We start from the raw sequence: 24,431 nt of genomic DNA on the forward strand, positions 1-24,431 counted from the left end.
GGAGGCGGGGCGCCGGGGGCGCGGGAATCGGTGCCGCTTCCTTAGCCAATCGCCCGCCCCGATGGAATAGGCGCGCGCCGGGCCCGGAATCGCGAACGCTCCCCCCGTTGCCGGAGGGAGCGTTGCTGTCAGGGCGCCGAAACCTCAGACGGCCGCGCGGCCGATCGAGGTGTAGGAGAAGCCGTAACGGGCCATGTCGTCCGGCGAGTAGATGTTGCGCAGGTCGATGACGATGGGCGACTTCATGGCGGCCTTGACGCGGTCGAAATCGAGCGCGCGGAAGGAGTCCCACTCGGTGATGATGACCATCGCGTCGGCGCCGTCGATCGCCTTGTAGGCGCTGTCGGCATACTCGATGTCCTTCAGGAGGTGGGCGGCTTCCTTCATGGCTTCCGGATCATAGGCGACGACGCGGGCGCCCGCCGCGGTGAGCGCCGGCAGGATGTCGAGCGAGGGGGCGTCGCGCATGTCGTCCGTGTTCTGCTTGAACGCGAGGCCGAGCACGCCGATGGTCTTGCCTTTCACATCGCCGCCCATCGCCGCGATGACCTTGGCGGCCATCGCTTTCTTGCGGGCGGCGTTGACCTCGACGACGGTGTCGACGATGCGCACCGGGCTGCCATAGTCGTTGGCGGTCTTGGTGAGGGCGAGGGTGTCTTTCGGGAAGCAGGAGCCGCCATAGCCGGGGCCGGCGTTGAGGAATTTCTTGCCGATGCGGCCATCGAGGCCGATGCCGCGCGAGACTTCCTGCACGTTGGCGCCGACTTTCTCGCAGAGGTCCGCCATCTCGTTGATGAAGGTGATCTTCACGGCGAGGAAGGCGTTGGCGGCGTACTTGATCAGCTCCGACGTGCGCCGGGCGGTGAACAGGATCGGCGTCTCGTTGAGGAAGAGCGGGCGGTAGAGTTCGCGCATCACCTGGCGGGCGCGCTCGTCATCGGTGCCGACGACGACGCGGTCGGGGATCTTGAAGTCCTTGATGGCGGCGCCTTCGCGCAGGAATTCGGGGTTGGAGACCACCGCGAAGTCGCCGTCAGGCCGCACCTTGCGGATGATCGCCTCGACTTCGTCGCCGGTGCCGACCGGCACGGTCGACTTGGTGACGACGACGGTGAAGCCGGTCATCATCTGGCCGATTTCCTCGGCGGCGCCATAGACATAAGACAGGTCCGCATGGCCATCGCCGCGGCGCGAAGGGGTGCCGACCGCGATGAATACGGCGTCGGCATCCTTCACGGCTTCGGCGGCGTCGGTCGTGAAGAACAGGCGCTCTTCCTTGACGTTCTTGGCGACGAGGTCGTCGAGGCCCGGTTCGTAGATCGGCATGATGCCGGCGTGCAGCTTGTCGATCTTGGACTTGTCCTTGTCGACACAGGTAACGACATGGCCGAAGTCGGCGAAACAGGCGCCAGACACGAGGCCGACATAGCCGGTACCGATGATCGCAACACGCATGGGAAGTCCCTCAATAGAATACAAAGCCGGGTGATCGCGTGCGGGGTGCATTTTTTGGGCCAGAGGGTCAAGGGGCGTTTGCCGCGACGGCAGGCGGGTTGACTCGGGGGCCTGCGGACGACTAGATCAAAACGTGAACAAACTGGAGAGTCCGATGAGCCTGATCTTCTATTCGAACCCGATGTCGCGGGGGCGGATTGCCCGCTGGATGCTGGAGGAGACGGGGGCCGCGTATGAAACGCGCTACCTGCGTTACGGGCCGGAGATGAACACGGACGAATATGCCGCGGTGAACCCGATGCGGAAGGTTCCGGCCATCGTTCATGACGGCCGGGTGGTGACCGAATGCGCGGCGATCTGCCTTTACCTTGCCGATGCCTTTCCGCAGGCGGATCTGGCGCCGCCGGTGGACGACCGCGCGGCGTATTACCGCTGGATGCTGTTCGGCGCGGGGCCGTGGGAACAGGCGAGCACGAACAAGTCGCTCGGCGTCGAAGTAGCGCCCGAGAGGTCAGGCTTTGTCGGTTATGGGGACTTTGACCGGACCCTGCGGGTTCTGCTCGGCCTGGTGCCGAAGCAGGGCTACCTGCTGGGCGCCAAGTTCAGCGCGCTGGATGTGTACCTGGGCGCCCAGATCGGCTGGGGCGTGCAGTTCGGCTCCGTGCCGAAGACGCCGGAGGTGGAGGCGTATGTCGACCGTATCCAGTCGCGGCGCGGGTTCATCCGGGCGAGCGAGATCGACAATGCGGCGGGCGCCGAATACGGGCCGGGCTGAGACGGGTCAGCTGCCGCGCTTCGGCCGGTAGATCGTGGCGGGGCCGACCTTGACGGCGGGCTCCAACCAATCCGGCACGTCACCGTCGAGCACGCGGCCCACGAGGCCATCCGGCGCGCGCTCGGCAAAGAAGCGCATGTCCGGGTCGGACGGACAGACGAGGAGATAGTCGACCTTCGCGGCGGCGATGCGGGCGCGCGCGCCCGCGGGCGGGCCGGTGAAAATGGCGAGCGCGGCGTCGATGCCGGCGGCGTTGCGGTGGTAGTGGCCATAGAGGGCGCTGTGCGGCGTCTCGAGCAACAGGCCGGGGGCATCCGACGCCGGCGCGAGGATGCGGCCGGGTGGCAGCACGTTGAGGGCGGCGTGGATGGCGGCCGGATCGCAGGCTTCGGCCGCCGCGACGATGACCGGCGGGCGGGGCGGAGCGATGGCGGCGCCGGCGACACCCCAGATGGCAGGAATCCCGACCACCACCACACCCAGATACGCGAGGCGCGGCGCGCCGCCCTCGCCCGCGTGCAGGCGCGCGGCCAGCACGGCCAGCGGCAGCACGGCGAACAGCTGACCGAACACGTAGAAACGGGTCTGGTAGAGCGCGAAGACGAGTGAAACCGTCAGCACAAGGAGGAACAGCAGCGCGCTGCGCCGGTCGTCGCCCTTCCAGGCGAGCCAGGCCGACGCGAGGAGGCCGGCGCCGATCGTGCCGAGGCGGAACAGGAATTCATTGAGCTGGCCGTCCAGATACGCCGAAGTGGGGCGGGCTTCGTCGACGCGCGAGAGCCAGAGTTCGCGCGCCTGCGGCGAGAGGCTGTCGAGCGGGTTCGACAGGCAGTGCGGCGCGATCAGTACGACCAGAACCGCGCAGATTGCGGCGACGTTGGCGAGGGCGCCGGCGCGCACGGCGAACGATTTCGATGAGGTGACCTGCGCGGCCAGGCCGAAAGCGGCGCCGCCGGCGAGGCCGGCCAGCAAGGTGGTGGCCGAATGGGCATCGCACCGCGCGATGCCATAGTCGAGCGGCGGAACGGTCAGCAGGAAGGTCGCGGCGAGCACCGCGGCGAAGCTGGCGCCGAACACGACGGCGCCGCGCTGGGCGGGTTCACCGGCGACCATCCAGTCCAGCGCGACGAATACGGCAATGGCGCCGACGAACAGATGCACCTCGACGCCAATGGCGGCCGCGAGCGCAAGGCTGGCGCCAGCGAGCGCCATCGCCGCCGGCGCGCGCGCCCGGCCAGCGAGCGCCGCGACAGCGAGCATCAGGAGGCCAAGCTGCAGGTTGTGATGGTCGATGGCGCCGGGCAGGAAGCGGAAATGGCGGAACAGGACCGCAAAGCCGAACAGGCAGGCGTAAGCCACCACGCCGCGTCCGCCGAGCGCCCGCGCGCCCAACACGAGCGCGCCGGTGACAATCAGCACACTGATCAGCGGCCAGAAGGTAACGGCGATCATCAGCGCGGTGTGCTGGCCGACAAAGGGCGTCAGCGCGACCGCCGTGACGGCCAGCGGCAGGTCGACGAGGCGGGACCAGTGCATCAGCGTGCCGCCCTCTAGCCCGAGACGCGGCTGGACGAGATCGAACCAGCCCTGCCCGTTGAGGAGGTCACGCACCTCGACAAGGCGCATCACATCGTCGCCGTCCGGCCCGATACGGCCGAAGCCGCCGCTCAGCAGGCTGACGATCACGAGACTGGCGAACACGGCCGCGGACAGAAGCAGTCCGGCATGGCGCGCGGCGAAGTCTGCGGGGCGGCTGGGCGCCGTCATCGGGAACTGCCCCTCAATCAAGGCTAACTTAACGAGTGGCGGATATGACATGGAAACATTCACCAAAGACTGAACGCGACCATGTCCGATTCCAGCCGCTACAGCCTCGCCGTGCTCCTGCCCTGCTACAATGAGGGCCTGGCGATTGCGTCGGTGGTGATCGGGTTCCGCAAGGCGCTGCCGGGCGCGCGGATCTATGTCTACGACAACAACTCGACTGATGACACGGCGCAGCAGGCGGCAATCGCCGGCGCGACGGTCATCACCTGCCGCCGGCAGGGCAAGGGCAATGTCGTGCGCCAGATGTTCGCCGACATCGAGGCCGACATCTACATCATGGCCGATGGCGACGGCACCTATGATGCTGCGGCGGCGCCGCGCATGGTCGAGGCGCTGCTATCAGACCGCTCGGACATGGTGGTCGGCACACGCCGCAACATCACCGAAGACGCAGGCCGGCGCGGCCATGCGCTCGGCAACCAGCTGTTCAACCGCATCTACCAGGCGATGTTCGGACGCGACTTCACCGACATCTTCTCGGGCTACCGCGTGTTCACGCGCCGGTTTGCCAAGAGCTTCCCGGCGAACTCCGCGGGCTTCGAGATCGAGACGGAAATGTCCGTCCACGCCTCGACGCTGCGCTTGCCCGTGACCGAGATCGAGTTCGACTATGGCAGGCGCGTCGAAGGCTCGGCGAGCAAGCTGTCGACCTTCCGGGACGGCGCGCGCATCCTCACCATGATGGCGATGCTGCTGAAGGAGACCAAACCTTTCGTGTTCTTCGGCGCAATCGCGGCCTTCCTGTTTGCGGCGACAAGCGCGCTGATGCTGCCGATCACGATCGAGTTTTTCGAGACGGGGCTCGTGGAACGCATCCCGACCGTCATGCTGGCGATGACGCTGCTGGTTGGCGCGATGCTGTCGCTCTCCTGCGGCATCATCCTCGACTCGGTATCGCGGGCGCGCATCGAGCAGAAGCGCATCTTCTATCTCTCGCAGGCGCCAGCCCGCGGCGAGCGTGCCTTCTTCGGCGCGCAGCCGATCGAGGAACGCGAGGCGCCGATGCGCGGCACAGGATTCTGAGATGCGCCGGGAACTGACGAACCGCATCCGCTTCGTGCTGGAGGACGTGGTGCCGCCGGTACTGCGCGACAGCGGATTGTTCCGCGCGGCCGCCGGCATGGCCTGGGGCCGCCACGTGGACCACCTGGCGCGCTTCCGCGAACGGGCGGCTTTCCTCACCGATGCAGAATACGAAGCGCTCTACCGCGAACATCCGCGCGTGCATGAGGACACCGACAATTCCGAGGCCTGCATCCGGGCGATTGCCGCCGATGTGGTCGGCGCGGGCGTCGTGGATGTCGGCTGCGGCACCGGCGCGCTGCTGCGGCGCATCAAGGCGGTGCGGCCGGAACTTACAGCGTTGACCGGCATCGACTTCGTGATCGAACCCGATGTGCGCGATGACGGCATAGACTATGAGGCGGCCAAGGTGGAAGCCCTGCCCTATCCGGACAAGATGTTCGACACGGTCGTGTGCACGCATGTGATCGAGCATGTGGTGGACTACCGCGCCGCGATCGCCGAGCTGCGCCGGGTGACGCGGCGGCGGCTGATCATCGTGGTGCCGCGCGAGCGGAATACCGCTACACGTTCAACCCGCACCTCAATTTCTTTCCGTATACGCACAGCTTCCTGCGCGCGATGATGCCGGTGCCGGACAATTACGTTTGCCGGAATATCGGGCGCGACATCTATTACCGCGAGGACATCGCGTGAAGGGCTTGCCGCTGCACCTGATGGGCCTGCTGGTCGCCACGCCGTTCCTGATCGCGGCGGGACAGGTGATGTTCAAGATCACCGGGCAGCGCCTCGCCGATTTCCCGGGCCAGCCGGTGCAATCGGCGATGCTGAGCCCGGTTTTCCTCGGCGCGCTCGCCCTCTATGGCGGCGCGACGCTGCTCTGGGTCTACGTGCTGAAGAGCGTGCCGCTGTCCTACGCCTATTCCTTCATGGCCCTGACCTTCGTGATCGTGCCGGTCATGGCGCACCTCTGGCTCGGCGAAGCGCTGAGCGCCCGCTACTATCTCGGCATGGGCCTCGTGCTCGCGGGTCTCTTCACGCTCTGGTCGTAGCTCAGATTTCCTGGTTGTAGGCGCCAACTTCCTTGTGCTTGCCGAGGCGGGGTTTCACTTCCTTGTGGAAGAGATCCTTCATGTCGGCTTCCGAGGCCATGGACTCGACCACGACGACGAGCTCAGGCTTGTTCGACGAGGCGCGCACGAGCACCCATGAGCCGTCTTCCAGCGTCACGCGGGCGCCGTTGACGGTGTTCACGTCGACGACCTTCCGTCCAAGGATGGTCGAGCCGGCAAGCGACTTGTACTCCTCGACCATCTTGTCGATGATGCCGTACTTCACCTCGTCGCCGCAATGGGGCGACATGGTGAGCGAGGTGTAGGCAACGCCGAGCTCGCCCTTCAGGTCGGCCATCGTCTTGCCGGGGTTGCGGTCGAGCATTTCGAGCACCGCTTTGGCCGCAACGAGGCCGTCGTCATAGCCGAGGCCGATCGGCGGACGGAAGAAGAAGTGGCCGGACTTCTCGAAACCGGCGAGCGCGCCGAGTTCGGTGGTGCGGCGTTTGATGTAGGAGTGGCCGGTCTTGTAATAGTCGACGGTCGCGCCGTTGGCTTTCAGGACCGGGTCGGTCTTGTAGAGGCCGGTCGATTTCACATCGACGACGAACTTGGCGTTCGGGTAGTTCTTCGACAGGTCGCGCGCCAGCATCAGGCCGATCTTGTCGGCGTAGATTTCCTCGCCGGTATTGTCGACCACGCCGCAGCGGTCGCCGTCGCCGTCGAAGCCGAGCACGACATCGGCGCCGTGCGCCTTCGCCGCGAGCGACATCTCGTGCAGCATTTCATGGTCTTCCGGGTTCGGATTGTATTTCGGGAACGTGTTGTCGAGGTTGCAATCCATCTCGATCACTTCGGCGCCGAGGCCGCGCAGCACGTCGCCTGCGAAGGCGCCGGCCGTACCGTTGCCGCAGGCCGCGACGACTTTCAGTTTCCGGGTCAGCTTCGTGTCGCCGACAATGGCGTTGATGTATTTCTCGCGGATGCCGTCGACGCGCGTGTGCTTGCCCCCTTCCCGCACCACGAACTTGCCGTTCATGACGATGTCTTTCAGGCGGCCCATTTCGTCCGGGCCGAAGGTGAGCGGGCGGTTGGCGCCCATCTTGACGCCGGTCCAGCCGTTCTCGTTGTGCGAGGCGGTGACCATGGCGCAGCAGGCGGCGTCAAGCTCGAACTGGCTCCAGTAGACCATCGGGGAGAGCGCGAGGCCGACATCCATCACTTCGCAGCCACCGGCGACCAGGCCGAGCGTGAGCGCGTTCTTGATCGGCTGGCTGATCGAGCGGAAGTCGTGGCCGGTGACGACGGTGGGCTTCACGCCCAGTTCGTGGAACAGGGTTGCCATGCCGAGGCCGAGGGCCTGGACGCCGGTGAGGTTCAGCTCCGGAGCCTTCGCATGGCCGATACCGTTGAACCACCAGCGCGCGTCATATTCGCGGAAACCCGTGGGCTTGACCAGCGGCAGGATCTCGAATTCGAGCGTGTTCGGGGCGATATCGGTACGCGGTTTCGGCAACATCTGTCTCTCCGTGAAACGGGTTTTGCGCGCTGCGGCGGGCAGCGCGGGATCTGGCCAAGCTTTTGCAGCTTTCGCGCCACAGGGGAAGTGTGCGGCCTGCGCTCAGGCCGATGCGCGCAGGAAGCGCGTGATCCAGGATGCCAGCAGCGCGCGGTCGAGACCGGCTTCGAGCGAGGCTATGGCCGCATCGGCGGCCGCCTCCCCGAGTGAACCGCTGCGGCGGGCCCCGTAGAGAGCGGCGGCATAGCCGGGCGAAAACTCGGGATGGCACTGGAAGCTGATGGCGGGGAAGTCGCGGTAAAGGAGGCCGGCATAAGGCGTGAAGTCAGAGCGGGCGATGACGTCCGCGCCGGGAGGCAGCTCGACGACCTGGTCCTGGTGGCTGACGGCGATACTGACGGACGGCGGGCATGGTGTGCCGGACCAGTCCGGACACTGAACAATCTCGTAGGTATGACGCCCGACACCCCAGCCCTTGGGCGACTTGATGACCTTGCCGCCGAGCGCTTCGCCCATGATCTGGTGGCCGAAGCAGATGCCGACTTGCGGCGTATTGCTGTGGGCGGCGGCGCGGATGAAATCGCTGAGCGGCGCGATCCACGGCTCGGGGTCGTACACGCCGGCGGGTGAGCCGGTGTAGAGCACGGCGTCCAGCGATGCAGGATCCGGCAGGTCCCCTCCCTTGATGACCGAGACGGTCTCGCAGGTGATGCCGGAATCAGCGCCGGCGATCATCCGGCGGAACATTGAAGGGTAGTCCTCGAACTGGTCGCGGATCGGCGCCGGCACCAGCCCGGTTTCGATGATGGTCAGCTTCATGGCGCCTACTCCGCGGGCACGTCTTCGATTTCGCGCACCTCGGGCTGTACGAGGAAGCCGCCGGACTGGCGCGCCCAGAGCTCCGCATAAAGACCACCTGCCGCAACGAGCTCGGCATGCGTGCCCTGCTCCACGATCCGGCCCTGATCGAGCACGATAAGCCGGTCCATCGCGGCGATGGTCGACAGGCGGTGGGCGATGGCGATGACGGTCTTTCCCTCCATCAGCTGGAAGAGATGTTCCTGGATCGCGGCTTCGACCTCTGAGTCGAGCGCAGAGGTCGCCTCGTCGAGGATGAGGATCGGCGCATCCTTCAAGAAGATGCGCGCGATGGCGATGCGCTGGCGCTGGCCGCCGGAGAGTTTGACGCCGCGTTCGCCCGAATGAGCGTCGAGCCCGCGCCGGCCCTTGGCGTCTTCCAGGCCAGCGATGAAGTCCAGCGCGGCCGCCTGCCCTGCGGCGCGGCGCACATCATCGTCACTAGCGCCGGGGCGGCCATAGGCGATGTTCTCGCGGATCGAGCGGTGAAGGAGCGAGGTGTCCTGCGTGACCACACCGATCTGTGCCCGGAGGGAGTCCTGCGTGACGCCCGCTATATCGTGGCCGTCCACGAGGATGCGCCCGCTTTCGGCGTCGTAGAAGCGCAGCAGCAGGTTGGTCAGCGTCGTTTTGCCGGCGCCCGAACGCCCGACGAGACCGATCTTCTCGCCGGGACGGATGGCCAGCGAGAGATCCTCTATGACGCCTGCTCCCTTTCCATAGTGGAAGGTCAGGTGCTCGAAGCGGATGTCGCCTTTGACCGGCGGGAGCACGGCGGCGCCGGGCGCATCCTGCACGGCGACCGGTTTGTCGAGCATCGACATGCCATCATAGACGACACCGATATTTTCGAAGAGACCCGCGACTTCCCACATGATCCATTGCGACATTGCCTTGATGCGCAGCGACAGGCCGACCGCCACCGCCACGGCGCCTGCGCCGATCAGGTTGCCCATCCAGAGATAGATGCCGATGCCCGCGATGAGGCAGATCAGCAGCGAATTGTTCAGGTAGACGATGACGTTGAAGGCCGTGACCATCCGCATCTGGCGGTACACCGTGCCAAGAAAGCCGGTCATGCTGTCCTTGGCATAGGTCGCCTCGTTGCCCGAATGGGCGAACAGTTTCACGGTCTGGATGTTCGTGTACGAATCAACGATGCGGCCGGTCATCACCGAACGCGCGTCGGCCTGCGCTTCGGAAATCTTGCCGAGACGCGGCACGAACCAGCTGACGACCAGACCGTAGACAATGGCCCAAAGGATCAGCGGCAGGGTCAGGCGAGGATCCGCCGAGGCGACGAGGGCCAGCGATGTGACGAAATACACGATGATGAAGACGAAGACGTCGAGCACCTTCATCACCACTTCGCGCACGGCGAGCGAGGTCTGCATCACCTTCGTGGCGACTCGGCCGGCAAATTCGTTGCCGAAGAAGTTCATCGACTGGCCGAGCATCTGGCGGTGCATGCGCCAGCGTGCGCTCATCGGCACGTTGCCCATGAGGCCCTGGTAGATGATCAGGCTGTTGAGCAGCGTCACCAGCGGCAAGCCGATGAGGATGAACCCCGCCATCAGGGCGAGGCGCCCGCCTTCCCGGTCGAGGAAGCCTTCGCGGTCGGCCGACGAGAGCCAGTCGACGATGCCGCCAAGGAAGCCGTAGAGCGCCACTTCGCCGACCGCGATGATGGCGGTGAGCAGCGACATCGCGACCAGCCAGGGCGCCGCGTCGCGGATATAGTGCCAGACGAAAGCGCGGAAGCCGCGCGGCGGCACGCCGGCGCGGGTTTCCGGGAAAGGCTCTATATGGCGTTCAAAAAAGCGGAACATGGCCGCCCCATTTGGCGCGGCGCGGGCCGCAGAACAAGGTGCGCCGGGCGTTTAGCGCGCGGCGTCTTCCTCCATCGCGAGCTGCGTTTCGAAGGCCTTTTCCATCGCGGAGTTGAAGGCCTGCAGCGCGCCGGGGTCCACGAACGCATTGGCGTCGCCCGCCATCAGGCGCGCCCGCCGTTCCTTCAGGCCGAAGAAATTGTCGTGGTTGGCGAGAAAAATGTCGGCCTCGAAGGTGCGCACCTTCTCGAACGTTTCCCAGTAGGCCTCGACCATGCCGGGATAGGATTCCGGCACGAGCTTCTGGCCCGCGACAGTGGAACTGCAATGGAAGAAAGCCGTGTGCGGCGCGCCGTCCGCGCCCGTGACCGGGAGGGTCCAGGAGGTGCAGCCGGGCGAATGGCCGGGGGTGAGATGCGCGGTCATCGTGACGCCGCCGAGGGTCAGCGCCTCGCCGTCCGCGATGACGCGGTCGACGCGCACAGGCGGGAATTTCATGCCGCCCGAGGGACCGAAGCCGATGTCGCCGGCTTCGAGATAGGGCTTGTCTGCCGCGCTGGCGACCATGACGGCGCCGGTTGCGCGCTGCAGGCCGGCAAGGCCGCCCGCGTGGTCGATATGGGCGTGGCTGTTGAGCAGGTATTTGACGTCGCCGGGGTCGAAGCCGAGGGCGCGGATATTGTCGAGGATCAGCGGCGCGGACTGCGGCAGGATGCCGTCGATCAGGAAGTGGCCGTCCGGTGTGGTGATGAGGAACGCGCTGACCGTGTCGGTGCCGACATAATGGATATTGCCGATCACGGTGAAAGCGGGGGCCGGATCATTCCAGCCCATGTTGACGGAGATCTCGTCAAGCGGCGCGGCCGTGGCTGCATCGATCTCGGCATCGGAGGCCAGCGGCGCGGCTGGTTCGGCGAGGGCCGGCGCAGCTTGGGGCGCGGGCGGCGCAGGGTGGTGACAGGCGCCGGACAGGATGAGGGATGCAGCGGCGAGTGCGATGCGCATGGACTTGCTCCGGGCGGGCTATTGGTTGGACGCGATCCAGGCTTTCACCTGCGCGTCGAGCACATCGAGCGGCACGGCGCCCTGCCCGAGCACGACATCATGGAAGGCGCGGATATCGAACTTGTCGCCCAGCGCGGCCTCGGCCTCGGCGCGCAGGGCGCTGATCTTGAGCTGGCCGATCTTGTAGGCGGTCGCCTGGCCGGGCCAGCCGATATAGCGGGTGACCTCGGTCTTGATGTTGAGCGGCGCGAGGGCGGAGTTCTCGAAGAAGCAGGCTTCGGCCTCTTCGCGTGTCCAGCCGTACCAGTGCAGGCCGGTGTCGGCGACGAGGCGGCAGGCCCGCCACATTTCCATCGAGAGCGCGCCGAAGCGCTCATAGGGCGTCTTGTAAATGCCGGCTTCGCCCGCGATGCGCTCGGCATAGAGGCCCCAGCCTTCGCCGAAGGCGGTGGCGTAATACTCCTGCCGGAAACGCGGCTGGCCTTCCATCTCCTGCGCGAGGGCGATCTGAAGGTGGTGGCCCGGCACGGATTCGTGGGCCGAGAGTGCCGGCAGCTCGTAAAGCGGTCGCTGCTCGAGCGCATAGGTATTGACCAGGTAGCTGCCCATTCGGCCTTCGCCCGGGTCGCCCTGCACGTAGCGGCCGGTCGTGTAGCCGGGCGCGATCGACAGCGGGACGGGATCGACCGTGTAGCCGAGCTTCGGCAGGTGGCCGAACAGCGTGGGCAGGATGTAGTCGATCCGGCCGGTGATCTCCTTCGCCTTGTGCATCAGCTCGGCGTCGGTCTTGGCGTAGAATTGCGGATCGGTGCGCAGGAAGGCCTGGAACTCGGCAAAGCTGCCCTTGAAGCCGGTTTCGGCGATGACCTTGTCCATCTCGCCGCGGATGCGGGCGACCTCGTCGAGGCCGATCTGGTGGATTTCTTCAGGGCTGTAGCCGGCGCCGGCAGTGTGGAGCTCGACTTCGGCGGCGTAGACTTCCTTGCCGTGCGGCAGGTTCGCGATGCCGGCCTCTGTGCGGGCGGCCGGGGCATAGGTCAGGTCGATGAAGCGGGCGGTGTCGCGGTAGGCCTGGATGGCGCGCGCCGTGGCGGCAAGGCCCTCGGCGCGCAGCCTCGCGGCCGTCTCGGGCGGGATCGTATCGGGCAGCGCGCGGAGCGGCGCGTAGAGCTCGCTCTTCGAGGGATCATCGATGATCTGCGCCTCGATCTGCTCGCGGGTGGTCGCCAGCGGATCCTTGTAGGAGGTCCAGCCGGTAGTGATGCCGCGGGCCATGTTGACCCGGTTTTCGGCGAAATAGCGGGGTACATCGTCCAGCCTCTGGACCCAGGCAGCTGCGTCGGCTTCGTCCTTGATGCGCAGCCGCATGGCAGCAAAGATCGGCTCGGCATGGAAGCCCCAGTCGCCCGTGAAGGGGATGCGGCCGAGGTCCATGTCCGCCGACAGGATCTCGTCATGCAGGAGGCGTTTGAGGATGGCGGCGTCGACGGTGCGCTCGGTCTCGGTTGCCTCGATCTCCTCCAGCAGTGTGCGGGCGGTCATCGCTCTCGTGTCCACGTCACGCCGGCGGACATGCCCCCATCCGGTGGGCGCCGTGCCGGCCGCGCGGGCCGCTTCGCCGGGATCACCCGCCAGAACGAACGACTCATAGGCCTCGACGAGGGGATCAAGCGGATCGGCAAAGGCAGGCGCCGAAAGCGCCAGAATGCATGCCGCGAGGACAGCTGGTTTCATAATGTCGCTCCTGTCTGGGCGTGCGTTGACACGACCATAGAGGCGCCTAGAAGGCAGAGCCAAGTGTTTTCACGGCACGCAAGGATTCGTCTGCATGTCCAGCGCCCCGAAGGCTGACTCCCGGCCGCTCTCCCCTCACCTGCAAGTCTGGCGTTTTCATGCCACGATGGCTGCCTCGATCACGCACCGGATCACCGGCATGGGCCTGTATGGCGGCACGCTGCTGATCGCCGTCTGGCTGGCGGCGTTGGCGAGCGGGCCGGACGCCTATGCAACGGTGGAGGCGGTGGCCTTCTCGATCCCCGGCCAGGTGCTGCTGTTCCTGTGGGCCTATGCGGTGCTCTTCCACTTCGCCAATGGCATCCGCCACCTCGTCTGGGACGGCCCCGGCGCCGGTTTCGACCCGAAGGTTGCGAGCCAGGTTTCCATTTTCAACTACATCTTTGCGCTGGCCGGGGCGATCGCCCTGATGGCCGCCGCGATGATGGCCTGAGGCGCTCAGATGTCCAACACGCCCTACGTGACCCCGATCAAGACCGCCCGCGGCCTCGGCGCCTCGAAGACCGGCACCAGCCACCACATCCGTCAGCGCGTGTCGGCGCTCGCGCTGATCGTGCTGGTGCCGTGGTTCCTGTTTTCGGTGATGAAGGCGGCCCTTGGCGGCTACAGCGATGCGCTCGCCTGGGTCAGCGCACCGCTCAACGCAACCCTCCTTATACTGACGGCCGGCGCGGCGTTCTATCACATGCGCCTCGGCATGCAGGCCGTCATCGAAGACTATATTGGAAAGCCAGGCACCCGCGCGGCGCTCCTGATCCTCAACACCTTCTTCGCCGCCGGCCTGTTCGGCGTCGTGGTGATGTCGGTGCTGAGCATCTGGACGGGCCGCTGACGCACGAGGCGAGATAGGCAGGACATGAGCAACTATACCTGGACGGACCATACCTACGATGTCGTCGTTGTCGGCGCGGGCGGCTCTGGCCTGCGCGCAGCCCTCGGCGCGGCCCAGGCGGGCCTGCGCACGGCGTGCATCACCAAGGTGTTCCCGACCCGTTCGCACACGGTGGCGGCCCAGGGCGGCATTGCCGCCTCGCTCGGCAACATGTCCGAGGACAGCTGGAAGTGGCACATGTACGACACCGTCAAGGGTTCCGACTGGCTCGGAGACCAGGACGCGATCGAATACCTCGTGCGGGAAGCACCGGCGGCGGTCTATGAACTCGAGCACTGGGGCATGCCCTTCTCGCGCACCGAGGAAGGCAAGATCTACCAGCGCGCCTTCGGCGGCATGACCCGCGAATTCGGCAAGGGCCCGGTGCAACGCACCTGCGCGGCGGCCGACCGAACCGGCCACGCCATGCTGCACACCCTGTACGGTCAATGCGTGCGCGAAGACACCGAGTTCTTCATCGAATATCTCGCACTCGACCTTATCATGAACGAGGAAGGTGCCTGCGTCGGGGTGACCGCCTGGAAGCTCGATGACGGCACGCTGCACCGCTTCCGCGCGCAGAAGACCATCCTCGCCACCGGCGGCTACGGCCGCGCTTACTTCTCATGCACCTCGGCCCACACCTGCACCGGCGACGGCAATGCGATGGTGCTGCGCGCCGGCCTGCCGCTGCAGGACATGGAATTCGTGCAGTTCCACCCAACCGGCATTTACGGCTCGGGCTGCCTGATCACCGAGGGGGCGCGCGGCGAAGGCGGCTACCTGACGAACTCCGAAGGCGAGCGCTTCATGGAGCGCTATGCGCCGTCCGCGAAAGACCTTGCCTCGCGCGATGTTGTCTCGCGCGCGATGACGATGGAAATCCGCGAAGGCCGCGGCGTAGGTTCGGAGAAGGACCACATCTACCTCCACCTGAACCACCTTTCGCCGGAAACCCTGCACGCGCGCCTGCCGGGCATCTCGGAGACCGCGAAGATCTTCGCCGGCGTCGACATCACCAAGGAACCCATCCCGGTGCTGCCGACGGTGCACTACAACATGGGCGGTATCCCGACGAACTATCACGGCGAAGTGCTGACCAAGAAGAACGGTGATCCGGATTCGGTCGTGCCCGGCCTGATGGCCGTGGGCGAAGCAGCCTGTGTGTCCGTACACGGCGCAAACCGGCTCGGCTCCAATTCGCTGATCGACCTCGTCGTGTTCGGCCGCGCGGCCGGCCTTCGCTGCGGCGCGACGACTGAAGCCGGCGCCCGCCAGGCCGAAATGAGCGACCGGTTCACCGACAGCCACCTCGCCCGCTTCGACAAGCTGCGCAATTCGTCGGGTGACCAGCCGGTCGCGAAGTTGCGCCTCGAGATGCAGAAGGCGATGCAGTCCGACTGCGCCGTGTTCCGCACGGGGTCGGTGCTGAAGGAGGGCGTCGACGCGATCGACGCGCTTTACAAGAAGCTCCCCGGCCTGGATGTGCGCGACCGTACGCTGGTCTGGAACACCGACCTCGTCGAGGCGATCGAGTTCGACAACCTGATCTGCCAGGCTGCGGTCACCGTGAACTCCGCTGCCAACCGCCAGGAAAGCCGCGGCGCGCATGCGCGAGAGGACTTCTCGGACCGCAATGACGAGACGTGGATGAAGCACACGCTCGCCTGGGTCGACGGTGCTGGCAAGGTGACCATCGATTACCGCCCCGTGCACGAATACACGCTGTCCAACGACATCGCCTATATCGAGCCGAAAGCGCGGGTGTACTGATTGAATTGCCGGACATGGCACGGAGGGAGGGATGAGTGAATACAAGTCCGTATCCGTCCGTGCCGGAAGGCAGAAGAAGGAAGAGAAGAAGCTGCTCGGCCGGGGCATGAAACTGGTCGACGATCCGCATCAGGCGGACATCGCCGACCTCGCTGCCCAGATCGAAGCCGCCTGCAACAGACTACATGAAGAAGGCTACGACGTGATCTCCATACTGCCCTCCGTAAGCGGACATTCCGAAAAAGGCGTCATCAGCCAGGGCGGTTATGGATTCGGATTCAGCGTCACCGATGGCGCGGTGATCACCGCCCGGCGCCGCGTCCCGTAATTCTAGCGACAGATTCAGGAACACGACATGGTTGAGCTGACCCTCCCGAAGAATTCCAAGGTCCAGAAGGGCAAGACCTGGCCGAAGCCGCAGGGCGCGACGAACCTGCGCGAGTTCCGCATCTATCGCTACAGCCCCGAGGAAAAGGCCAACCCGCGCTGGGACACCTATTGGGTGGACATGGACCGGGCCGGCACGATGATCCTCGACGTGCTGCTTTATATCAAGAACAACATCGATCCGACGCTGGCCTTCCGCCGGTCCTGCCGCGAAGGCGTGTGCGGCTCGTGCGCGATGAACATTGCCGGGCGCAACACGATCGCCTGCACCAAGGGGTTCGATGACCTGCCGGGCGGCGTCATCTCGATCAGCCCCCTGCCCCACCTGCCGGTGATCCGCGACCTGATCCCGGACCTGACCAACTTCTATGCGCAACACGCCTATGTGCAGCCTTACCTCAAGACCGATACGCCGACTCCGGAGAAGGAGTGGCGCCAGTCCGAACAGGACCGCACGCAGCTTGACGGCCTCTACGAGTGCATCCTGTGCGCTTCATGCTCGACCTCGTGCCCGTCCTATTGGTGGAACGGCGAGAAATATCTCGGCCCGGCGGCCCTGCTTCAAGCCTATCGCTGGCTGATCGATAGCCGCGACGAGGCGACCGGCGAGCGGCTCGACGCGCTGGAAGATCCGTTCAAACTGTACCGCTGCCACACGATCATGAACTGCGCGCAGGTCTGCCCGAAAGGCCTCAACCCCGCGCAGGCGATCGCCAAGATCAAGCACATGATGGTCGAGCGGGTGAGCTGAGGCTCTCCCCTCACCTACCCTCAAACGGATCCCGCATCAGGATGACGTCTTCGCGCTCCGGCGACGTGGAAACGAGTGCGCACGGCTTGCCGACGAGCTCCTCGAGGCGGCGCACGTAGACCACCGCTTCCGCCGGCAGGTCCGCCCAGGAGCGCGCACCGCGGGTGGATTCGCTCCAGCCCTTCAGGGTTTCGTAGACGGGCTCGACCGCAGCCTGGTCGGTGAGGCCGGCAGGGAAATAGTCGATGGTCTTGCCGTTCAGCTTGTACGCCGTGCAGACCTTGATCTCGTCAAAGCCGTCCAGCACGTCGAGCTTGGTGAGGGCGAGGCCGGTGACGCCCGACGTAGCGCAGGCCTGCCTGACCATCACCGAGTCGAACCAGCCGCAGCGGCGCGGACGGCCGGTATTGGTGCCGAACTCGTGGCCGACAGTGCCGAGGCGCTGGCCGATTTCATTGGCCTGCTCGGTGGGGAACGGGCCGGATCCGACGCGCGTGGTGTAGGCCTTGGCGAGGCCGAGGACATAGGAGATGGCGCCGGGACCGACGCCGGAGCCTGCGCTGGCATTGCCTGCGACGACGCTGGACGAGGTGACGAACGGGTATGTGCCGTGGTCGACGTCGAGCATGACGCCCTGCGCGCCTTCGAACAGGATGCGCCTGCCCTTGCGGACCTGCTCGTCGAGCACCTTCCAGACAGGCTGCGCATAGGCGAGGATCTGCGGGGCGATCTTCAGCAGCTCGGCCTTCAGCTGCGCGCCGTCTGGCTCCGGCAGGTCGAGGCCGATGCGCAGGGGGCGGTGGTGGGCGAGGAGGCGCTCGATCTTCATGTCGAGCGCGGCGGGGTCTGCGAGGTCCGCCACGCGGATGGCACGGCGGCCGACGCGGTCTTCGTAGGCGGGGCCGATTCCGCGCTTGGTGGTGCCGATCTGGGCGGCGCCGAGGGCCCCTTCCCGCGCAGCGTCGATATCCTTGTGCCAGGGCAGGATCAGCGAGGCATTGTCGGCAAGGATGAGGCTTGCCGGCGAGACGTCGACGCCCTGTTTGCGGATGCCATCAATCTCGGTCAGCATGTGCCAGGGGTCGACGACGACCCCGTTACCGATGACGGAAAGCTTGCCGCCGCGCACGAGGCCGGACGGCAGCAGCGCGAGTTTGAAGGTCTTGCCGTCAATGACGAGCGTGTGGCCGGCATTGTGCCCGCCCTGGAAGCGGACGACCACATCGGCGCGTGCCGACAGCCAGTCGACGATCTTGCCCTTGCCTTCGTCGCCCCACTGGGCGCCTACGACGACGACACCTGCCATGTTCCGCTCCGTTTGCAGCCGCGGCGACAAGGGCAGGAATTGGCGTCAAATTGCAAGGGACAGATGCGCGCGGGGGCTAATCGTCAAAGCGGTAGCGGACGCGCACGCCGACATTGTCGAGGCCTTGGTTACGGCCATCGCCAAGGATCTGGCCGTGGCTGAGGTGTTCGTACATCAGCTGCACGCCCCACTTCTCTCCAATGTCGCGGTTCAGCGACAGGTTGGTGCGGAACAGGTCGCGCGAACCGAGGAAGACCTTCCGGGCAGAGATCGGGTCGTTGCGGGGATCGCCCTGCGGATACGGGAACTCGAGTTCGCCGTCATGGATGACGTAGCCGAAGCCCGGCTCGAACGACCAGCCTTCGGCGAACTTCCATTCCCATTCGAGTCCGGCGCCGCCGAAACTCGTGTCGCCCGCAGTATTGACGCTTGCCACGATGTAGGGGCGCGGGCTCCAGACAAAGTCGAGAAGGTCCGGCGACTTGAACACGATCTCGCCGTTGATGTTCGGTCCGCCTTCCTTGTCGGCATTGTCGCAATCGAGCACGCACATGTTGTGCTGGACAACGCCGATACGGATCTCGTCCAGAGCCCCCGCTTCGGCGGCAAGGGCCGGCAGGACGGCAAGTGACAGGCTAAGGGCAAGACGGCGCATGGACGATCCTTCATGACATTCCAGTCAGAACGCATCACGCCCATGCGCCGTTCCCGTCAAGCCAGTTCAGGCTCTGCCGGTACCCGAACCCAGCGCAAGGTGGCTTCGGCGACACGTTTTCCGAAGAGCTCGGCGGTTTCAAGCTCATAGCGGTCCGGTGTCTGGTCGGCCGGCAGATCGGTCAGGGCCTGGACGGCGAGCCCCAGAAAGTGGCCAGCCCGGTTATGCGCGGTTGCAAAATCGCTCTTCGAGGAATTGTAGCCGCTGGGTACGTCCGCGCCGACCCAGACCATGCCATGCTGCGCGGCGAGCGTCGCGAACTGCTGGAGCGTGACGGTCTTGTCGCCCGACAGCGAGCCCGAGACGGTGAAGCCGGCGGCGATCTTGTTGGCCCAGTCACGCGTGAACCAGGCTTTCGAGGTCGCGTCGATGAAGGTTTTCATCACGCCGGAGGCAGAGCCCATATAGGTCGGCGCGCCAAAGATGATGGCATCCGCTTTGGCGAGTTCGCCCCAGGGTCCCCTCGCGGGGTCGGCGAGATCCTCGGCCCTGTAGAGCGTCACCCGTGTGCCGGGCGCAGAGGATGCGCCCTTGCGCACGTGTTCGGCCACCTTGGCGGTGTGGCCGTAACCGGAGTGATAGACGATGGCGATGTTGGACATGACAAATCCCTTTCTGTTGCCCGGAACAGATAGGGCGGGCCGTCCCGAGATCAGCCCGCCCCTTTTGGATAGGATTTATGCGCGCCCCGCATGCCCGGGGCGTTGGCGCGTCAGAAGTTCAGCACCTTTGCATACCGCACTTGAGGCAGGGCATCGAGTTTCTCCAGCACGCCGGCCGGCGGCATCGAGTCGATACCAACGAGCGCAATGGCTTCGCCGCCCGCGGCCTGGCGGCCGAGGTGGAAGGTCGCGATGTTGACCTTCGCCTCGCCGAGCATCTGGCCGAGGGCGCCGATGAAGCCGGGCTTGTCGAGGTTGTTGACGTAGAGCGTGAAGGGCGAGAAGTCGCCTTCGAGCGCCATGCCCTTGACCTCGACGATGCGCGGCTTGCCGCCGATCAGCGCGCCGGCGAGCGTGCGCCAGCCACCTTCCGGCGAGTTCTTCGTCGCCTTGGTCTTCACCTTGATGCGGATAAGGCTGTCATAGATCGGGCTGGTCTCGGTCTTGGTCTCGGTCAGCTTTACGCCGCTTTCGGCGAGGATGGCCGGGGCGGAGACCATATTGACGTCGCCGCGCGAGGCCCGCAGCAGGCCGGACAGGAGCGCAGCCGTAAGCGGCTTGCGGTTGAGCTCGGAGACTTCGCCTTCGTATTCGATGACGACTTCATCATATCCGTAGTCGGATATTTGCCCGGCGAAGGAACCGAGCTTTTCAGCGAGCGCGGCGAAGGGTTTCAGGCGGGGCGCCTCCTCGGCGGTGACCGACGGCATGTTGAGCGCGTTGGTAACGGCGCCGGTGAGGATATAATCCGCCATCTGTTCGGCCACCTGCAGGGCAACGTTTTCCTGCGCCTCGACGGTGGCTGCACCGAGGTGCGGTGTGGCAACGAAATTCTTCGCGCCGAAGAGCACGTTTTCCTTGGCAGGCTCCACCGCGAACACGTCGAAGGCTGCGCCCGCGAGATGGCCGCTTTCGAGCAGGTCGCGCACAGTTGTCTCGTCCACAAGGCCGCCCCGCGCGCAGTTGACGAGGATGAGCCCTTTCTTGGTCTTCTCGAGGGCTTCGCGCGACAGCACATTGCGGGTCTGGTCCGTGAGCGGAACGTGCAGCGTGATGACATCGGCGCGGCGCAGGAGCTCGTCGAGTTCGACCTTCTCCACGCCGAGTTCGATGGCGCGTTCTTCGGTCAGGAAGGGGTCATACGAGACGACTTTCATCTTGAGGCCGATGGCGCGCTCGGCGACGCGGCTGCCGATATTGCCGCAGCCGATCAGGCCCAGGGTCTTGTAGGACACTTCAAGACCCATATAGCCGGACTTCGGCCATTTGCCGGCCTGCGTGTCGTTGTTGGCCGCCGGGATCTGGCGGGCGGCAGCGAACATCATGGCGATGGCATGCTCGGCGGTGGTGATGGCGTTGCCGAACGGCGTGTTCATCACGACGACGCCCTTGGCGGTGGCGGCCTTGATGTCGATATTGTCGACGCCGATACCGGCGCGGCCGATGACTTTCAGGTTCGTCGCGGCGGCAATCACGTCCGCATCCGGCTTGCAGGCCGAGCGCACGGCGAGGCCGTCATATTGCGGGATGATCTTGATCAGGTCTTCCTTGGACAGACCAACCTTGATGTCGGTTTCTATGCCGCGCGCCTTGAAGATGTCGACGGCGGCGGGGGAGAGCGTGTCTCCGATGAGGACTTTGGGCATGAGGATTATTCTCCAGAAAAGAGTTTGAGCCAGTCTTCACGCGTCAGGCGGTGGACGAGGCAGATATCGTCATCGTCACCCAGTTTCCGAAGGCCTTCAGGTCGGAAGCCGAGTCGTTGGTAAAAAGTGTGGGCGCGGGTATTGGACGCCAGTGGGTCAATGATGATCGCGGTCACGGCGGCATCGGCAAAGCACAGCTTGAAGGCAAGCTGCATCATCGCTGTGCCAAGGCCCCGGTCGAGGTCAGACGTGTCGCCGATCCAGATATCGAGCGCGCGCAGGTGAGGCTCGACCTCTCCCCAATAGTGCGTCGATTCCGTGTGCGGATCGATGATCTGCATGGCTCCGACCGGACGACCGTTCTCTTCAGCGATGTAATACTGGTAGTCGGGCGCGATCAGCGCAAATTCGTCCGGCCAGTAGAGATCGCCGAAGGCTTTCGGTTGATCCAGATCGTCACTGGTCGCCCGGATCACGTGCGGTTCGTGATCCCAACGCTCCAGCGTTGGGATATCATCCGGCGTTGCGGGACGCAGAACGAGCGACATGCTGGCGAACCCGGGCGCGCTAGAGCTTAGAGGCTTCCTCGTGGAAGGCCCAGTCGAGCCAGGGCAAGAGCTTCGACACGTCCGAGGGCTCGACCGACCCGCCGACCCAGATGCGCAGGCCCGGAGGCGCTTTTGCATAGCCGGCGGCATCGAAGCAGGCGTTTTCGGACTCGAGCCGCTTCATCATCTTCTTGATGAAGTCGCGCTGGCCGGCTTCGTCGAGCTTGGCGACGCGCGGATCGACGATCTTGAACGTCACGCCGGTGTTCGAGCGCACCGCCTTGTCGGCGCAAAGGAACTCGACCCAATCGGTCTTGCCTTCCCAATCCGTCAGGGTACGGAGGCTGTCGTCCGAGCGTTCCTTCAGCTTCTTCCAGCCGCCCAGCCGTTCGACCCAGTCGAGCGCCTGCAGGTAGTCCTCGACGCAGAGCATCGACGGCGTGTTGATGGTGGCACCTTCGAACAGGTCTTCGTCGAGCTTGCCGCCCTTGGTCATGCGGAAGAGTTTCGGCAGCGGACGGTCCGGCGTGTAGCTCTCAAGGCGCTTCACGGCGTTGGGCGACAGGATCAGCATGCCGTGGGCCGCTTCCCCGCCGAGGCATTTCTGCCAGCTATAGGTGACCACATCGAGCTTCTCCCACTCGATGTCCTGGCTGAAGGCGGCAGACGTCGCGTCGCAGATCACGACACGGTCCGGGTTCGGCTTGATCCAGTCGGCGTTCTTGACCCGCACGCCCGACGTGGTGCCGTTCCAGGTGAAGATGATGTCGGCGTCGTCGCGGGCCTTAGCGAAGTCCGGCAGGGCGCCGTAATCGGCGACATAGGTCTTGCAGTCCGCGAGCTTCAGCTGCTTGGTCGCGTCGGTCACCCAGTCGGAGCCGAAGCTTTCCCACGCGAACACGTCTACCGGCTTGGTGCCGAGCATCGACCACATGCACATCTCGACGGCGCCGGTATCGGAGGCCGGCACGATGGCGACCCGGTAGCCGTCCGGCAGGCCCAGGATAAGCTTGGTGCGGTCGATCGCAGCCTTGAGCTTCTTCTTGGCGTCGCCTGAACGGTGCGACCGGCCGAGGGCGGCGGTGGCGAGGTTCTGCAATGAAAAGGTTGGGTATTTTGCGGTGGGGCCCGACGAAAAATGCGGGCACGCAGGGCGCACTACCGGCTTGGCGGTGGTCACGGTCATCTGTTTTTACTCCTATCCTCACAGATAGGCTGGGCGCCGTTGGTGGCGCCTGGCCCGCGCGCGGTGTCTCACATTTCCCGGACGGACACAAATGGCATTTTCGGTAGCGCGCCGAAGTCGCGACACCCGCGGGGCGGGAACGCAGGTCCGCGATCGACGTTGGAACCGGGTCCCCGCCCCTGCCGGTGCGAGGCGCGTTCAACCCCCAGCCGGAGCCGCCCGTTTCCATGTTGACCGAGAAACGTGACCTGCGAGGCGGAACTCCAGTCTGGGCCGACAGCCCGCATAGCCGCGTGCAGACCCGCAGCCGGCTGCAACAGGAACACTGCGATGTCGCGGTTGTCGGCGGCGGGGTGAGCGGCGCCCTGACGGCGCTGGCGCTTTGCCGCACTGGCCTTGATGTCGTGGTCGTCGACCGGCGTGAGCCAGGATCAGGCAGCACGCTTGCCAGCACCGCAATGATCCAGTTCGAAATTGACACGCCGCTGACAAAGCTCGCGGACCAGATCGGGGCGCGAAAGGCGGAGCGCGCCTATCTGCGCTCCTACGCCGCCGTGGCCGGCCTCGGCGCCCTCGTGCATGAACTGGGCATCTCCGCGAACTGGATTGACCGGCAGGCCCTCTATCTTGCCGGCCCGGAAATGGGATTCCGCGGACTGAAAGCCGAGGCCGTACACCGGGCGAAGATCGGCTTGCCGTCTGAATTTCTTCCGGGAGCGGAGCTTCGGGACATCTACGGAATCGATCGGACGGGGGCGATCGTCTCAGGCGGCGCCGCCGAGCTCAATCCCATCCAGCTGACCGCCGGTTGTCTGCGTGCGGCGCGCCGGCTCGGCTGCCGGGTCTATGGCGGACAGGAAGTGGTGCGGGTTGAGGCGAGCGCCCGCTCGGTCGTCCTGCGCACCGGCGAGGGCGGCGAGATCAGTTGCCGGCGCGCCGTATTCGCGACGGGGTACGAAGTCGTGGACGGCCTGCCGCGCGACCGGTTCGACATCACCTCGTCCTGGGCGATTGCCACAAAACCGATCCCGCCCGCCGAATTCTGGCCCGGCCGCTGCCTGATCTGGGAGGCGGCCGATCCCTACCTCTACCTGCGCAGCACGCCGGACAACCGCATCGTCGCCGGCGGCGAGGATTCTGGCCTCAAGGACGCCGATCGCCGCGACGCGGCCGTGCCCGCCAAGGCGGAGAAGATCCTGCGATCCGTCGAGCGCCTGCTGCCCGGCCGCAAACTGGAGATCGACTATGCCTGGGCCGGCGCCTTCGCCGAAAGCCCGACAGGCCTGCCGCTGTTCGAGGAAATCGACGGCCTGCCGAACTGCCTTGCCATCCTCGGCTGCGGCGGAAACGGCATCACGTTCAGCTACGTCGCGTCCGAAATCGCCAGCCAATGGGCGAAGGGGCGCAGCGATCCGGACCGGGACTTGTTCCGCGCGACCTGAGAAAGTC

Annotated in this window: 22 protein-coding genes and 1 pseudogene; 10 read left to right on the forward strand and 13 right to left on the reverse strand. The window is 65.5% G+C overall.

Features of this window, described 5'->3' with window-relative positions; translation table 11 throughout:
- Positions 1 to 144: 144 nt before the first annotated feature.
- Entirely contained in the window at positions 145 to 1,455 is a 1,311-nt protein-coding gene (locus IPK75_03690) for a UDP-glucose/GDP-mannose dehydrogenase family protein (GenBank protein MBK8197450.1), read from the reverse strand.
- 154 nt (positions 1,456 to 1,609) lie between these two features.
- Here IPK75_03690 and IPK75_03695 point away from each other — a divergent pair, with 154 nt between their 5' ends.
- A complete protein-coding gene (locus IPK75_03695) occupies positions 1,610 to 2,230 on the forward strand; it encodes a glutathione S-transferase family protein (protein ID MBK8197451.1) in 621 nt (206 codons plus the stop codon).
- Between the two features lie 6 nt (positions 2,231 to 2,236).
- Here the strand turns inward: IPK75_03695 and IPK75_03700 are convergent, their stop codons facing one another.
- The gene (locus tag IPK75_03700; protein ID MBK8197452.1) at positions 2,237 to 3,997 is read right to left on the reverse strand and encodes a hypothetical protein; all 1,761 of its coding nucleotides are present in this window, start codon (positions 3,995 to 3,997) and stop codon (positions 2,237 to 2,239) included.
- Positions 3,998 to 4,078: 81 nt separating this feature from the next.
- Between IPK75_03700 and IPK75_03705 the strand changes: the two genes are divergently transcribed.
- The 3 genes and pseudogenes from IPK75_03705 to IPK75_03715 all read left to right on the forward strand — a co-directional run bounded on the left by IPK75_03705 (position 4,079) and on the right by IPK75_03715 (position 6,132).
- A complete protein-coding gene (locus tag IPK75_03705) occupies positions 4,079 to 5,080 on the forward strand; it encodes a glycosyltransferase (protein ID MBK8197453.1) in 1,002 nt (333 codons plus the stop codon).
- Position 5,081: 1 nt separating this feature from the next.
- Positions 5,082 to 5,776, forward strand: a pseudogene (locus IPK75_03710) (methyltransferase domain-containing protein).
- Positions 5,777 to 5,796: 20 nt separating this feature from the next.
- Positions 5,797 to 6,132, forward strand: coding sequence for an EamA family transporter (locus IPK75_03715; GenBank protein ID MBK8197454.1), 336 nt, complete (start codon positions 5,797 to 5,799; stop codon positions 6,130 to 6,132).
- Between the two features lies 1 nt (position 6,133).
- Here IPK75_03715 and IPK75_03720 read toward each other — a convergent pair whose 3' ends face one another.
- The 5 genes from IPK75_03720 to IPK75_03740 all read right to left on the reverse strand — a co-directional run bounded on the left by IPK75_03720 (position 6,134) and on the right by IPK75_03740 (position 13,077).
- Positions 6,134 to 7,651 (reverse strand): phosphomannomutase/phosphoglucomutase, encoded by a 1,518-nt coding sequence (locus IPK75_03720; GenBank protein MBK8197455.1) that lies wholly within the window; start codon positions 7,649 to 7,651, stop codon positions 6,134 to 6,136.
- A 102-nt stretch (positions 7,652 to 7,753) separates the two neighbouring features.
- Complete coding sequence (locus IPK75_03725) at positions 7,754 to 8,470, reverse strand: type 1 glutamine amidotransferase (protein ID MBK8197456.1); 717 nt, start codon at positions 8,468 to 8,470, stop codon at positions 7,754 to 7,756.
- 5 nt (positions 8,471 to 8,475) lie between these two features.
- Positions 8,476 to 10,338 (reverse strand): ABC transporter ATP-binding protein, encoded by a 1,863-nt coding sequence (locus IPK75_03730; GenBank protein ID MBK8197457.1) that lies wholly within the window; start codon positions 10,336 to 10,338, stop codon positions 8,476 to 8,478.
- A 51-nt stretch (positions 10,339 to 10,389) separates the two neighbouring features.
- Positions 10,390 to 11,343 carry a subclass B3 metallo-beta-lactamase gene (gene bla / locus IPK75_03735; protein ID MBK8197458.1) on the reverse strand — a complete coding sequence of 318 codons (954 nt, stop codon included), beginning with the start codon at positions 11,341 to 11,343 and terminating at the stop codon, positions 10,390 to 10,392.
- Between the two features lie 18 nt (positions 11,344 to 11,361).
- Positions 11,362 to 13,077, reverse strand: coding sequence for a DUF885 domain-containing protein (locus IPK75_03740; protein MBK8197459.1), 1,716 nt, complete (start codon positions 13,075 to 13,077; stop codon positions 11,362 to 11,364).
- A 94-nt stretch (positions 13,078 to 13,171) separates the two neighbouring features.
- Between IPK75_03740 and sdhC the strand changes: the two genes are divergently transcribed.
- The 5 genes from sdhC to IPK75_03765 are packed head-to-tail and all read left to right on the forward strand — an operon-like array spanning position 13,172 to position 16,919.
- Positions 13,172 to 13,570 carry a succinate dehydrogenase, cytochrome b556 subunit gene (gene sdhC / locus IPK75_03745; GenBank protein MBK8197460.1) on the forward strand — a complete coding sequence of 133 codons (399 nt, stop codon included), beginning with the start codon at positions 13,172 to 13,174 and terminating at the stop codon, positions 13,568 to 13,570.
- A 9-nt stretch (positions 13,571 to 13,579) separates the two neighbouring features.
- Positions 13,580 to 13,969 carry a succinate dehydrogenase, hydrophobic membrane anchor protein gene (gene sdhD, locus IPK75_03750; protein MBK8197461.1) on the forward strand — a complete coding sequence of 130 codons (390 nt, stop codon included), beginning with the start codon at positions 13,580 to 13,582 and terminating at the stop codon, positions 13,967 to 13,969.
- Between the two features lie 24 nt (positions 13,970 to 13,993).
- Complete coding sequence (locus tag IPK75_03755; protein MBK8197462.1) at positions 13,994 to 15,781, forward strand: succinate dehydrogenase flavoprotein subunit; 1,788 nt, start codon at positions 13,994 to 13,996, stop codon at positions 15,779 to 15,781.
- A gap of 31 nt (positions 15,782 to 15,812) precedes the next feature.
- Positions 15,813 to 16,109 carry a hypothetical protein gene (locus tag IPK75_03760; protein MBK8197463.1) on the forward strand — a complete coding sequence of 99 codons (297 nt, stop codon included), beginning with the start codon at positions 15,813 to 15,815 and terminating at the stop codon, positions 16,107 to 16,109.
- 27 nt (positions 16,110 to 16,136) lie between these two features.
- Positions 16,137 to 16,919 carry a succinate dehydrogenase iron-sulfur subunit gene (locus IPK75_03765; protein MBK8197464.1) on the forward strand — a complete coding sequence of 261 codons (783 nt, stop codon included), beginning with the start codon at positions 16,137 to 16,139 and terminating at the stop codon, positions 16,917 to 16,919.
- Positions 16,920 to 16,929: 10 nt separating this feature from the next.
- Here IPK75_03765 and IPK75_03770 read toward each other — a convergent pair whose 3' ends face one another.
- The 6 genes from IPK75_03770 to IPK75_03795 all read right to left on the reverse strand — a co-directional run bounded on the left by IPK75_03770 (position 16,930) and on the right by IPK75_03795 (position 22,982).
- Complete coding sequence (locus IPK75_03770; GenBank protein ID MBK8197465.1) at positions 16,930 to 18,225, reverse strand: adenylosuccinate synthase; 1,296 nt, start codon at positions 18,223 to 18,225, stop codon at positions 16,930 to 16,932.
- Between the two features lie 76 nt (positions 18,226 to 18,301).
- Positions 18,302 to 18,880, reverse strand: a complete 579-nt coding sequence (locus IPK75_03775; protein MBK8197466.1) for an acyloxyacyl hydrolase — start codon at positions 18,878 to 18,880, stop codon at positions 18,302 to 18,304.
- 56 nt (positions 18,881 to 18,936) lie between these two features.
- Positions 18,937 to 19,542 (reverse strand): flavodoxin family protein, encoded by a 606-nt coding sequence (locus IPK75_03780; GenBank protein MBK8197467.1) that lies wholly within the window; start codon positions 19,540 to 19,542, stop codon positions 18,937 to 18,939.
- Between the two features lie 110 nt (positions 19,543 to 19,652).
- Positions 19,653 to 21,248 (reverse strand): phosphoglycerate dehydrogenase, encoded by a 1,596-nt coding sequence (locus IPK75_03785; GenBank protein ID MBK8197468.1) that lies wholly within the window; start codon positions 21,246 to 21,248, stop codon positions 19,653 to 19,655.
- Positions 21,249 to 21,253: 5 nt separating this feature from the next.
- The gene (locus IPK75_03790) at positions 21,254 to 21,796 is read right to left on the reverse strand and encodes an acetyltransferase (protein MBK8197469.1); all 543 of its coding nucleotides are present in this window, start codon (positions 21,794 to 21,796) and stop codon (positions 21,254 to 21,256) included.
- Between the two features lie 19 nt (positions 21,797 to 21,815).
- Positions 21,816 to 22,982, reverse strand: coding sequence for a phosphoserine transaminase (locus IPK75_03795; GenBank protein ID MBK8197470.1), 1,167 nt, complete (start codon positions 22,980 to 22,982; stop codon positions 21,816 to 21,818).
- Between the two features lie 227 nt (positions 22,983 to 23,209).
- On the opposite strand from IPK75_03795, the gene IPK75_03800 reads away from it, so the two are divergent.
- Positions 23,210 to 24,424: an FAD-binding oxidoreductase gene (locus tag IPK75_03800; GenBank protein MBK8197471.1), complete on the forward strand. Its 1,215-nt coding sequence runs from the start codon at positions 23,210 to 23,212 to the stop codon at positions 24,422 to 24,424.
- The last annotated feature ends 7 nt before the right edge of the window (positions 24,425 to 24,431 follow it).

Source organism: Acidobacteriota bacterium (genome assembly GCA_016712445.1).
Classification (GTDB): Bacteria; Pseudomonadota; Alphaproteobacteria; order Caulobacterales; family Hyphomonadaceae; genus Hyphomonas.